We start from the raw sequence: 12,506 nt of genomic DNA, 5'->3' as shown, positions 1-12,506 counted from the left end.
TGTTTTAGTAATTTAATACTTTAATTTTAACAAACTATAATAGTACATCATACTAAAATCCAAGCAACACACGAATTAGGACATCCATATGTTCTTCCAGTTCTTCTTCTCTAACTCCACCAAAACCAATCACAAATTTTGCGGAGGTCGTTTTTTCAGCGTATGTTTTAAAAGGTTCGATGTAGAGCGATTCTTTTTCTGCTCGTTCAAGAATTGTGTTTAAATCACCATCTTGAACTGTCAGCACGAAGTGCATGCCTGTTTTTTCTCCTCGTACAGAGATTACGGGATGCTCATTTAACCTTTTAATGATATATGAAATCTTGTTTTCGTAGACCTTTCTCATCTTGTTTAAATGTCTATCAAATCTTCCTGTTCGTAAAAATTCACTCACGATCCATTGCATGTGAAGTGATACGGTTGAATTCTCTTTGTGTTTCAAGCTCTGATACTTTTGAATCAAGTGTTTGGGTAGAACCATGTATGCGATCCTGACAGTTGGAAACAGTGATTTTGAGAACGTCGATATGTAAATTACTTTATTTTTAGTATCTAAACTCTGTAACGCCGGAAGTGGTTTTTTGAAATAACGGAATTCCGAGTCATAATCGTCTTCAATGATATAACGAGATTTGCTTTTATTTGCCCATTTAATTAGTCGTGTACGATTCTCAATAGACATTACTTCGCCTGTTGGGAACTGATGAGAAGGCGTTACATATACTGTCTCAAAGTTACTCTTCTCAACAATGTTCATGTCAATCCCATGTTCGATTACAGGAACGTTTTGATATGCTATTTTCTTTTTCTCTAACACGTTTCTGATCGGTGGATATGATGGATCCTCAATTAAAAATCTGTTTGTTTTTAAAATTTCTGTTATGAGTTCGCTGAGCTGTTCAGTCGATGAACCAACGATTACCTGATTCGGCGTACACTTCACTCCACGACTGTTGAAAACATATTGCGCGATTGCTTGTCTCAGTGGCCAGTAGCCTTCTTTGTCCCCACTTATTAAAAGTTCCATATTTTCGTCTTCAAACGCTTTACGAGACAACTGCCTAAACTGCGCGTACGGGAAATGTGTAGGGTCGACTTGCGCGGTCTTAAATTCATAATTAAAGTACTCTTCTTCTTTATGAATGAGGCTTGGCTCGTGCTTTCTCGTTATTGGAAGCTGCTCAATTTGTGACACAAAGAAACCGGAGCGTGGTTTCGAGTATATGTATCCTTCATCCATCAACGTCTGATATGCATGTTCTATCGTTGTGCCACTTAGATTTAAATCTGCGCTTAAATTTCGCTTGGATGGCAGACGAGTTCCTGCACGATATTCACCTTCGATAATTTTATCTCTAAATTCTTCGTAGAGTTGAATGTAAAGCGGACGCATGTGTCTCCTCCTGATCTGACCTTCTAAAATATATTGATTTTGTATATTGTTGAATATCAGTTTAAATATTATGTTTAATATATTCAACCAAGAAGGAGAGAGATTAATGAAAAATTACGAACATCTAACTAATGAATTGAGTGAAAAATTAAGAGGTGGCGTTATCATGGACGTTATCAACGCAGATGAAGCGAGAATAGCTGAACGTGCTGGAGCCGTTGCGGTTATGGCTTTAGAAGCTGTACCAAGTGACATCCGTAAAATGGGGGGCGTCGCTAGAATGGCGAACCCTTCAATCATCAAAGAAGTTCAAGCTGCTGTTTCAATCCCTGTTATGGCCAAAGGACGTATCGGACACATCTCAGAAGCACGTGTATTAGAAGCGCTTGGTGTGGATTACATTGACGAGTCTGAAGTTCTGACACCTGCAGACGAAGCGTTCCACTTAAATAAATTTGATTACAATACACCCTTTGTGTGTGGCTGTCGAAATCTTGGAGAAGCAGCACGTCGTCTAGGTGAAGGAACGACAATGCTCCGCACTAAGGGAGAGCCCGGGACTGGAAACATTGTAGAAGCAGTGCGTCACATGAGACAGGTAAATCGTGATGTGAATCGAATTTTATCTATGAGCCATGATGAACTCATGGCAGAAGCAAAAAGTATTGGCGCACCAATTGACGTGTTGCTTGCGATTAAAGAATACGGCAGACTGCCTGTACTAAACTTCGCTGCAGGAGGAGTCGCAACTCCGGCAGACGCCGCACTAATGATGGAACTTGGTGCAGATGGTGTGTTTGTTGGATCTGGAATTTTTAAATCAGAGAATCCAGAGATGACGGCACGTGCAATCGTGCAAGCAACAGAAAACTATAAAGATTACACACTGATTGCAGAATTATCGGAAGACCTCGGTGACGCAATGAAAGGCATCGACGTTCGTACGTTACATGAAAATGAAAAAATGTCAGAACGAGGTTGGTAATATAAATCCCGCAAATGCGGGATTTTTTGTTTAATATATTTTGTTGATTTTACTGCGTTTTTAATAATTCAACATATGACCACGTACCTGTCAGTTAACGTAAATTCACGCTCATAAATAAAGAAGTAGGGCATCATCCCTACTCCGCATTCATAATTGCCTGATAAATGATCGCACTGCCGACCGGCATGCTGTCGTGGTTAAATTTCATATATGGATGATGCAGACCTGGTGTTAAGTCACATCCGAGTCCGATCATCGCACCTTTTAACTTCGGATTCTCTACTGTGTAGAAGTGGAAGTCGTCTCCACCGCTTGTCACGATTGGGTCGAGTAGTTTATCTGGACCAATTGTGTCGATGATTGCACTCCTTAAAATATCGATTGCGTCATTGTCACTCTGACTTGCGACCATCGCATGCATATCAAGGTTTTCTATTCTAACATCATATAATTCACTGATACTTTCTAAAATTTCTTTGATACGCTCTTGGATTTCTGTCATTACTTCATTTGTCTGTGCTCTTACATCGATTCCAAATTCAGCTGAGCCAGGAATAATATTAAGGGACTTACCACCCGCATGGAATTTCGTCATTTTAATACTTGATGGCACCATTGGGTTCACGTGAATTGATGACAACATATTGAGTAAATCTGAGCCAATCTCGATCACGTTGTGATTTAAGTGTGGACGTGCGCCGTGTGCATCGTGTCCAACAATTTTGAATGTTACACTACCAGATGCTCCATGCTCGATGCTCGGTGATGCATATCCATCCTTTGCTTCTTCGATTGGACGCAAGTGAATCCCAAACATATAATCAAGCACGTCAATAACGCCTTCTTCGATTACTTTTTTGGCGCCCAAACCAAGCTCCTCTGCTGGTTGGAATACGAAGCGGACCCCTTTATTTACAAGCACCTCATCTTTGACTTTCAACATCGCGCCGATGACCATCGCGATATGGGAATCATGTCCACAAGAATGGTTCGCTTGCTCTATACCGTTCACTTCCTGCCATAACGCATCAATGTCTGCACGGACACCAATCTTAAGACTATCTGCACTAAAATCGCCGACATCACAGTATAATCCAGTCACATTCTTAAATTTTATAGGATTAAACCCACGTTCTTTTAAAAAGTTAAATATGTATTCTGTTGTTTCGTACTCTTCCAAACTAATTTCTGGATTTTGATGCACATGTTCAAATACCTCATATATTTCTGCGTTCGACATAGAACTCCCCCAAATATGTATATATAAAAAGAATACCCCCTTTTTATGTCTGAATCAATTAAATATTCGTACAATTATTCGTTTCTAATTCTCGTTTGAGTTCGTTATAATTGAACTATCACTAATTTGGAGGGTTTTTAATGAATATAGAGAAAATTTTACTACACAGATTAAAAATGAAGATGCGAACACCATTCACGACAAGCTTCGGTACTCAGATCGATCGTTACGTTACAATCGTTGAATTAATCGATGAGAACGGTTTAAGTGGATTTGGTGAATGTGTCGCAGGAGAAGATCCATTATACTCTGAAGAGTTCATGGATGCTGCGCTCGTTGCTATCAAAAAATACTTCGGCCCTCTACTCATACAATCTAAAGTAACGCACCCTAAAAGTGTGACAGAGGTTTTCAAACCATTTAAGCGTAACATGATGGCAAAATCTGGTATTGAAACTGCTGCTTGGGATCTTTATGCAAAACAACAAGGTCTTCCATTATATAAAATACTTGGTGGAGATAAAACACAAGTCGACGTTGGTATTTCACTCGGTTTAGAAAAATCAGATGAATTGATTATAGAAAAAATTCGTGAAAAAGTTGAAGAAGGCTATAAACGAATTAAAGTAAAGATAAAACCCGGTCGTGATGTTGAAATGATTCGCGCAATTCGTGAAGTGTTCCCGGACATTCCACTGATGGCTGACGCAAACTCAGCCTACACTTTAGACGACATTGAAATTCTTAAACAGCTCGATGAATTTAATTTAATGATGATTGAGCAACCACTTGGAAGCACAGACATTGTCGATCACGCGAAACTACAAAAAGAAATCCATACACCGATTTGTCTCGACGAATCGATCGATAGCTACGAAAATGCAAAAGCTGCGATTGAGCTTGGAAGCTGTAAGATCATCAACGTAAAAGTAGGACGTGTTGGTGGTTTAACAGAATCAATTAAAATCCACGATCTTGCAAAAGAGAATAACATTCCATTATGGTGTGGCGGTATGCTAGAAGCAGGTGTGGGTAGACTCACTAACATCGCTATTACGACGTTACCAAACTTCATACTACCTGGTGACACCGCATCATCAAGTAGATATTGGGAAGAAGATATCATCACGCCAGAAGTCGTTGCAGAAAACGGTGTGGTACAAGTATCAGACAAGCCAGGAATTGGAGCAGAAGTAGACTTCGAGAAGATGAAGAAAGTACTCATTCAAACTGATGAAATCACTAAAGAAGACGCACTCGACATGGTGTTCTTTGACTGATCAAGAAGAAACCACAGAATTCTTAATCTGTGGTTTTTTATTTTTAATTTGAGTTACATTAGAGCGCCAAACTTTTAATTTTTCACCGACTTTGTCACATAAATAAAAAAAGAGAGGCTATGCCTCTCTTTTCAAGTCTACGACTACGAGTTCTGGCTGGTTAAATAGTCTCCATGGGAACCTACTATTGCCGAGCCCTCTAGATATATACATTTTGGAACCGTTCATTTCGTGCATACCTTCTGTGTATTTGGGCAGTATACCTTGGTCTGGAGCGTACAAACCACCGATAAATGGTACTCTGAATTGCCCACCGTGCGCGTGACCACTAAAAATTAAATCCACATCATACGTCGAGTACATATGAATTAAATCTGGACGGTGTGCTAAGAGAATTGTGAGTTTATCTTCTAATTCAAAAAATCGTTCTTCTAAATAATCTTCATATTGAACGTACAGATTTGGATTCGTATCGTCACCAAACACGCGAACGTCATGCACTCCAGATATTTTAATATAGTCATCACCGCGGTGCACATATGCGTCTCGATCACACACGCTGATCACATCAGTCATAATGACCTTCATATAAAAGTCTTCGAACTTACGATAGTAAGCTTCGTGGTTACCCGTCACATAATACGTCGGAGCGATGTCTGTTAAATCTTGTAGGAACTTTAGCGCACGCTGTTCATTCGGTGTACGTCTATCAATCGCATCTCCCGTTACTAAAATGACATCGGGACGCGTCTCACTCACCTTATCGAGTAAAATTTTAGAGTCTTTACCAATATACATATTGTGGAAATCCGAAACTTGAGTCATACGAAATCCATCAAAAGATGATGGCACGCGCTCTGATTTATAGGTATGGAAGCTCGAGACAATTCTCTTGTCTTGCACCCATAAGAATCTGATTAATGCGATGATGAAGCCAATGATAATTGCACTTCTCTTCTTCATATTATCACTCACTTCTTGTATTTAACTTAGTTATTTTCACTAAGCGAATCATATTTTCTTCCATCTGTAACACTTCGAATTTCAGTCCATCAACTTCGATTGAATCGCCCTTATCTGGAATCTCATCAAACATGAAATACAGGTAGCCGGATAACGTGTCTTCTTCCTCAGGAATTTCTGTTTGGAATACAGCGTTCAATCTGTGTAGTGTAATTTTTCCTTCACAGATAATTCTATTTTCTTTGAGCGATCTAACGATTGCTTCAGACTTAACATCCATTTCATCTTCAATTTCAAATCCAAGCAACGTTTCAATAATATCTTCGTGCGTCAGTATGCCTTCTGTTCCACCATACTCGTCTAAAACAATTGCCATGTGTCGGCGCTGTCTCGTCATCATACGAAGAACATCTTCAACACCTTGAAACTCACGAATCGTAAGTGGCGTTGTGTCACAATATTTTAAGAATTCCTCGTCTTTATTTTGTGCCCATTTTAAAATATATTTTGTATGAAATACACCAACGATATCATCTAGGTCCTCTTCGTAAACCGGATATCTCGTGTACATTCCTTCGGTTACAATTTTACTCACTTCATCAAATGTTAAATCGTATTTCAGCGCTTCCATCTCAACACGTGGCGTCTGTAGTACGTCTTTTACATTCAAGTTTGTGAAATCTAAAATTCCACGTACACGAAGTGACTCATGCGGATCAATTGCCCCTTCTTCATCTGCTATTTCGATCATCGAAATAAGCTCGTCCTTCGATACCGTCCATGGTTGCTTTTCACCGTGAGATAATTTATTAGTGATAAAATCAGTCGCTATATTAAATACAACCGTTACTGGCTTAAACACAATGATCAAGAAATTGATAATTGGCATAACGAGCATACTGATGCGCTCAGGAAATGCTGCTGCAATCGACTTAGGGAATACCTCACCAAAGATAATAATCGTGATTGTGAGAATTACCGTTGCCCATGTAATGCTGAAACCATTTTGTAGCGCAATTGTTGTAACAAGTACAGGCATCACAAGATTGGAAATGTTATTTCCAATTAAAATTGTAGTAATAAATTCGCTTGGCTTAGATATGAGTTCAAGTAATTTTTCAGCTTTTTTGTTGCCCTGATTTACTTCACTTTGAAGCTTTAGTCTGCTCGTTGCAGTCAGTGCTGTTTCACTTCCGGAGAAGAATGAAGAGACTAAGAGCAGTAATATTACAACGACGGTCAAGTCATATCCCCCTATTCATAATCCATATACTAATATTACCAAATTGTTTGAAAAGTAAACACAAAAAAGCGAACACCCTGATTGGATGTCCGCTTCAAAACTATAATTCAATTATTTTTCTACATCGTAACCTTGATCTTCAATCGCAGTTTCCATATCCACTAAAGATACTTTGCTGTCGTCGAAATCAACAGTTACATTTTTGTTTTCTAAGTCTACATTAGCAGATTTGACACCATCTAATTTAGATAAAGCGCCTTCTACCGCTGATTTACAGTGTCCACATGTCATACCTTCAACTTTAATTACCTGTTCCATGATATAACCTCCAAAATTATTTTTATCTATATTTTAAATCTTAACACGTTTTAGTCTGAGTGAGTTCGTAACAACACTCACAGAGCTGAATGCCATTGCAGCTCCTGCTACCCATGGCGCTAATAAACCAAGTGCTGCTATCGGAATACCGATTGTGTTATATGCAAATGCCCAGAATAAGTTTTGTTTAATATTGCGAATTGTTTTATGAGATAAATTGATGGCACGCGGAATGAGTGTTAATTCCCCACCTAAAATCGTAAGGTCAGCCGCCTCAATCGCTACTTCAGTGCCTGTACCAATAGCAATACCAATGTCAGCAAGTGCAAGTGCTGGTGCATCATTGATGCCATCTCCAACCATTCCAACAATCTTTCCTTTATCTTGAAACGCCTTCACTACTTCCGCTTTCTGTTCAGGTAACACTTCCGCGATTACGTTGTCGATCCCAACTGAACGCGCAATCGCTTCTGCAGTACGCTTGTTATCACCCGTAAGCATAACAACTTCTAAACCTTGCTCTTTTAACATTTCAATAGCTTCTTTAGCCGTTTTTTTCACAGTATCTAGAACCGCAACCGTACCTTTATACTCACCATCAACACTGATAATCATCGCTGTCTTACCGTCGTACTCATATGCTTCCATATCACTAATGCTCGTCATGTTCACATCGCGCTCCATCATTAATTTACGCGTACCAACGAGAACCAATTTACCCTCGATTTTCGCCTCAATACCGTGACCAGGTATTGCACTAAAGGCTTCTACTTCTAGCAGATCAAGCCCCTGTTCTTTTGAATAATCTACGATTGCGTTTGCTAGTGGGTGCTCAGAGTAGTTCTCCGCACTAGCAAGTAGTTTCAGAGTATCATCGTCTCCAGTGTAGTCTGTTACAACTGGAGTGCCATGCGTGATTGTACCTGTTTTATCTAGAATAATTGTGTCGAGTTGATGCGTCTTCTCAAGGTGTTCTCCACCTTTAAAGAGAATTCCGTTCTCAGCACCTTTACCAGTGCCTACCATGATACTTGTTGGTGTAGCGAGACCGAGTGCACATGGACATGCGATAACGAGTACTGAAATCGCCGCAACAAGTGCTGGCTCAATACCCTTACCTACAAAGAAGTACCAAACTAAAAAAGTCACAATCGCAATCGCAATAACAATCGGCACAAAATAACTTGAGATGATGTCTGCCATTCTTTGAATTGGCGCTTTCTTACCTTGTGCATCTTCAACAACTTTAATAATCGCCTGAAGTGCTGTGTCTTTTCCGACTTTTGTCACTTCCATTTCGATTGTACCGTTCTGGTTAACAGTCGCACCAATCACAACATCATGTATGTTTTTCTGTACAGGAATCGATTCACCTGTCAGCATGGATTCGTCGACTGATGTTGCTCCCTTAACGATTGTACCATCTACTGGGAATTTCTCACCTGGTTTAACCAAGAGTATATCTCCGACCCTTACTTCATCGATTGGAATCATAGTCTCTTCATTATTTCGGATGAGACGCGCATTACGTGCTTGCATATCCATAAGTTTAGAGATTGCACCCGACGTTTGTGATTTCGCGCGCGCTTCTAAATATTTACCGAATAGAATGAGCGTTACGATTACTGCCGATGCTTCGAAGTAAAGATGTGGATCTGTTGTAGCGCCTGTCATCCAGCGATACGTTTCGTATAGACTGTAGAAATATGCTGCCGAAGTACCCATCGCAACAAGCACGTCCATATTTGCGTTAAACGATTTTAGGTTCTTATACGCACCCCTATAGAACTGCCAGCCGAGGATGAATTGTACGGGTGTAGCGAAGAGAATCTGGAACCATGGATTCATGAAAATGCTAGGTAAATTCATTCCGAATAAATGGTCAAGCATCGTTACGACCAGTGGTCCTGATAGAATCGCACCGATAATTACTTTCCACTTAAGAGTGTTTAGTTCTTTATCTTTACGGTCTGCTTTTTCTTCACCGTCTCCTGCAACAGTCGCGTCATAACCAATGTCTCTTATCTTCTTGATGATTTCTTGTGTAGAAACTGTGTTTGGGTTGTATGACACTGTCGCTTTTTCAGTAGTGAGGTTAACGGATGCCGTCTCCACACCATCAAACCTGTTCAACACTTTCTCGATACGTGATGAACACGCAGCACACGTCATGCCTGTGACGTCAAACTCTGCATCTGTTTTTTCTACATCATAACCGATGTCATTAATCTTGTGTTCAATTTCTTCTAATGATACTTTATCCAAATCATATTCGATTGATGCTTTTTCTGTTGCGAGGTTGACTTTCGCCTCAACCCCATCCATACGATTCAGAACTTTTTCTACACGGGTTGAGCAGGCCGCACATGTCATACCCGTAATATTTAATGTTTCTTTTTTATTATTCAAGTACCTCACCTACCTTTTCGAAAATTGTTTTAATACGTCCATCAGTTCGGTAATGGAAGCTTCACCGTCTCCACTCTTCACCGCGTCAGATACGCAGTGTTTCAAATGTTGCTCTGTTATTCCAAGACCTACATTATGAAGCGCAGACTCAATCGCACTAATCTGTACGAGAATATCTACACAATATCTATCTTCCTCAATCATTTTTTGAATACCGCGTACCTGTCCTTCAATACGCTTCAAACGATTCAGTAACCTAGTCTTTTCTTCATCTGGACGAATGGTTAATTTCTCTTCCGTCATAACACATTTCCTCCTAACTCTTAATTTAAGAGTATACCCCCCATAGGTATTTGTCAAATAGTTGTTTTTATTGACATAGGTCAATTTATATATAAGAAATGTGCTGTAACATAATAAGTGAAGATAGCGAAAGAGCTAAACAAAGGAGATAAAATTATGATTAGAACACAACTTACAACAGACACATTAACTTGCCCAAGTTGCATTAAGAAGATTGAAACAGGACTGAAATCAATCGAAGGTGTAGACACAGTAGATGTGAACTTTAACGTGAGCCGCGTTAAAATCAACCACTCTGATCAAGTTACGGCAGACGAGCTTAAAGAACGCGTTGAAAAACTAGGTTACCCTGTTAAGTCCGTTCGTACAACAGCATAAAATAATAGCCATTATGGCTATTATTTTTTTAAAAAACTATACCCCCATATGGTATAGAAAGGATGTAAACAAATGACATTATTTATGAACAAACATTTAAATAAGATGATGGTTGCTTCAGGTATCTTGATCGTAATTGGACTCTTGTTTTTATTTTTAGGATTTACAAACATTCGTAATATAACATTTATAGTTGCGACAATCGTAGCAATTGGACCGATTTTAGTCCGTGCTTTTAACGCATTGATGGTGAAGAGTTTCAGTATTGAGCTTCTGATTTCCATAGCAGTAATCGCGGCACTCTTAATTCAAGAGTACACAGAAGCTGCGGTTGTATCATTCCTGTTCTTATTCGGTGCATACTTAGAAAAACGTACACTCGAGAAGACAAGCCAGTCGATTCAGTCGCTACTCGAAATGGAGCCAATGGTTGCGTATAAGTTAATTAACGGTGAAGAAGTAGAAATCGATGTCGACGATGTTGAGATTGGTGATCACCTAATCGTTCGTCCTGGATCACAAGTTCCGGTAGACGGCATTGTTGTGAACGGTTCGGCACAGATGAATGAAGCAGCGATCACAGGTGAATCTGTCACAAGACATAAAATGAAAGACGATGAAGTATTTAGTGGAACAATTATTGAGAATGGTTATTTAGAAATCGAGGCGACAAAAATCGGTGCAGACTCGACGTTCAGTAAAATTATTGAACTCGTAGAAGACGCGACAAGTTCGAAGAGTAAAACCGAGAAATTCTTGAACAAATTTGCCCAGTACTACACTCCATCAGTCGTGGTGTTATCAATTCTTGTTTACTTCATCACGAAAAATGTTCACTTAGCAATCACATTCTTAGTAATCGCATGTCCCGGAGCTCTAATTATCGGAGCACCAGTAGCCTATGTTGCGGGGCTCGGTAACGCGTCGAAAAAAAGCGTCCTTATTAAAGGTGGAGCGATAATCGACCAGTTTGCGAAAGTTAAAACAGTTATTTTCGATAAGACAGGCACACTTACTGAAGGAAAACCAAGTGTAACGCGTATTCACTCGTTAACAGATATAAAAGAAGAACAGTTACTTAAAGAAGTAGCTGCTGTTGAGCGCGTATCAGAACACCACTTAGGCCGTACGATTATTGAAGAAGCAGTAAAACGCGGACTTGACATCAACATTCCAGTTGTTGATATGACAGCAATTAAGGCTCGCGGTGTATCTGGAGTTATTGATGACATGAAGTATCTAATCGGAAACGAACGTCTAATGACTGAGAACAACGTTCCGATAACAAACGATACTCTTGAACTATACGAGAATGAACAAAAACTTGGACAGACTGTAATGTTTATCTCTAAAGATTCCGAAATCGTAGGACTCATATCAATCATGGATAAAATCAAGAGTGATGCGAAAGCAACGATTGACTACTTGAGAAATCAAGGAGTTGAGAAAATCGTAATGCTAACTGGAGATAACTACTTCGCAGCAGAAAAGGTATCAGAAATTTTAGGTATTGACGAGTTCCATGCAGAACTCTTGCCTGAAGATAAACTTAACTACATTGAAAATGAACAGAAGACTAACCGTACGCTGATGGTTGGAGACGGAATTAACGACGCTCCAGCACTGGCGATGAGTAACGTAGGACTTGCAATTGGTCATAAAGGAACAGATATTGCAATGGAGACAGCGGATGTTGTACTGATGGGTGAAAGACTCAGAAATGTAGCATACGGATTCGCATTGTCAAAGCAGACGTTTAACATCATGATTCAAAATACAGCGGTTGCTCTACTCACAGTAGTACTACTACTTTTTGGAGTAATCTACGGGTATATTCACTTGGCGAGCGGAATGCTCATTCACGAACTGTCTATATTGGTAGTAATCTTGAACGCAATGAGACTCATGCGCTATAACGATCGTGAAAACGTTCATAAAAATGTTGAATTTAAAGAAGACTCTTTCGTTTAGGTATCGTACAAATATAGGCT

At 39.6% G+C, this 12,506-nt stretch carries 11 protein-coding genes; 4 read left to right on the top strand and 7 right to left on the bottom strand.

Going from position 1 to position 12,506, the window contains the following annotated elements; genetic code table 11:
* Positions 1-52: 52 nt before the first annotated feature.
* Complete coding sequence (gene pdxR, locus H9D55_RS01380) at positions 53-1,393, bottom strand: MocR-like pyridoxine biosynthesis transcription factor PdxR (RefSeq protein WP_186076184.1); 1,341 nt, start codon at positions 1,391-1,393, stop codon at positions 53-55.
* Between the two features lie 106 nt (positions 1,394-1,499).
* Between pdxR and pdxS the strand changes: the two genes are divergently transcribed.
* Positions 1,500-2,378 carry a pyridoxal 5'-phosphate synthase lyase subunit PdxS gene (pdxS, locus tag H9D55_RS01375; protein WP_186076182.1) on the top strand — a complete coding sequence of 293 codons (879 nt, stop codon included), beginning with the start codon at positions 1,500-1,502 and terminating at the stop codon, positions 2,376-2,378.
* Positions 2,379-2,517: 139 nt separating this feature from the next.
* Here pdxS and H9D55_RS01370 read toward each other — a convergent pair whose 3' ends face one another.
* Positions 2,518-3,621, bottom strand: a complete 1,104-nt coding sequence (locus H9D55_RS01370) for a M20 peptidase aminoacylase family protein (protein ID WP_186076180.1) — start codon at positions 3,619-3,621, stop codon at positions 2,518-2,520.
* Positions 3,622-3,761: 140 nt separating this feature from the next.
* On the opposite strand from H9D55_RS01370, the gene menC reads away from it, so the two are divergent.
* Positions 3,762-4,901: an o-succinylbenzoate synthase gene (menC, locus tag H9D55_RS01365; RefSeq protein ID WP_186076178.1), complete on the top strand. Its 1,140-nt coding sequence runs from the start codon at positions 3,762-3,764 to the stop codon at positions 4,899-4,901.
* Positions 4,902-5,018: 117 nt separating this feature from the next.
* Here menC and H9D55_RS01360 read toward each other — a convergent pair whose 3' ends face one another.
* The 5 genes from H9D55_RS01360 to H9D55_RS01340 form a co-directional block, all read right to left on the bottom strand.
* The gene (locus tag H9D55_RS01360; RefSeq protein ID WP_186076176.1) at positions 5,019-5,864 is read right to left on the bottom strand and encodes a metallophosphoesterase; all 846 of its coding nucleotides are present in this window, start codon (positions 5,862-5,864) and stop codon (positions 5,019-5,021) included.
* A gap of 4 nt (positions 5,865-5,868) precedes the next feature.
* Positions 5,869-7,107, bottom strand: a complete 1,239-nt coding sequence (locus H9D55_RS01355; RefSeq protein WP_186076174.1) for a hemolysin family protein — start codon at positions 7,105-7,107, stop codon at positions 5,869-5,871.
* 111 nt (positions 7,108-7,218) lie between these two features.
* Positions 7,219-7,425, bottom strand: coding sequence for a copper chaperone CopZ (gene copZ, locus H9D55_RS01350; protein ID WP_245202390.1), 207 nt, complete (start codon positions 7,423-7,425; stop codon positions 7,219-7,221).
* 33 nt (positions 7,426-7,458) lie between these two features.
* On the bottom strand, positions 7,459-9,834 hold the full coding sequence (locus H9D55_RS01345; protein WP_186076172.1) for a heavy metal translocating P-type ATPase: 2,376 nt from the start codon (positions 9,832-9,834) through the stop codon (positions 7,459-7,461).
* A gap of 9 nt (positions 9,835-9,843) precedes the next feature.
* Positions 9,844-10,137 carry a metal-sensing transcriptional repressor gene (locus tag H9D55_RS01340; RefSeq protein WP_186076170.1) on the bottom strand — a complete coding sequence of 98 codons (294 nt, stop codon included), beginning with the start codon at positions 10,135-10,137 and terminating at the stop codon, positions 9,844-9,846.
* Positions 10,138-10,293: 156 nt separating this feature from the next.
* Here H9D55_RS01340 and H9D55_RS01335 point away from each other — a divergent pair, with 156 nt between their 5' ends.
* Positions 10,294-10,515, top strand: coding sequence for a heavy-metal-associated domain-containing protein (locus tag H9D55_RS01335; RefSeq protein WP_186076168.1), 222 nt, complete (start codon positions 10,294-10,296; stop codon positions 10,513-10,515).
* A 72-nt stretch (positions 10,516-10,587) separates the two neighbouring features.
* The gene (locus tag H9D55_RS01330; RefSeq protein ID WP_186076166.1) at positions 10,588-12,486 is read left to right on the top strand and encodes a heavy metal translocating P-type ATPase; all 1,899 of its coding nucleotides are present in this window, start codon (positions 10,588-10,590) and stop codon (positions 12,484-12,486) included.
* Positions 12,487-12,506: the final 20 nt, after the last annotated feature.

It is taken from the genome of Phocicoccus pinnipedialis (assembly GCF_903994035.1).
In the GTDB taxonomy this organism is placed as follows: Bacteria; Bacillota; Bacilli; order Staphylococcales; family Salinicoccaceae; genus Phocicoccus; species Phocicoccus pinnipedialis.
Note: the sequence above shows the minus strand (reverse complement) of the source record. Positions and strands in the feature narration are given on the sequence as shown.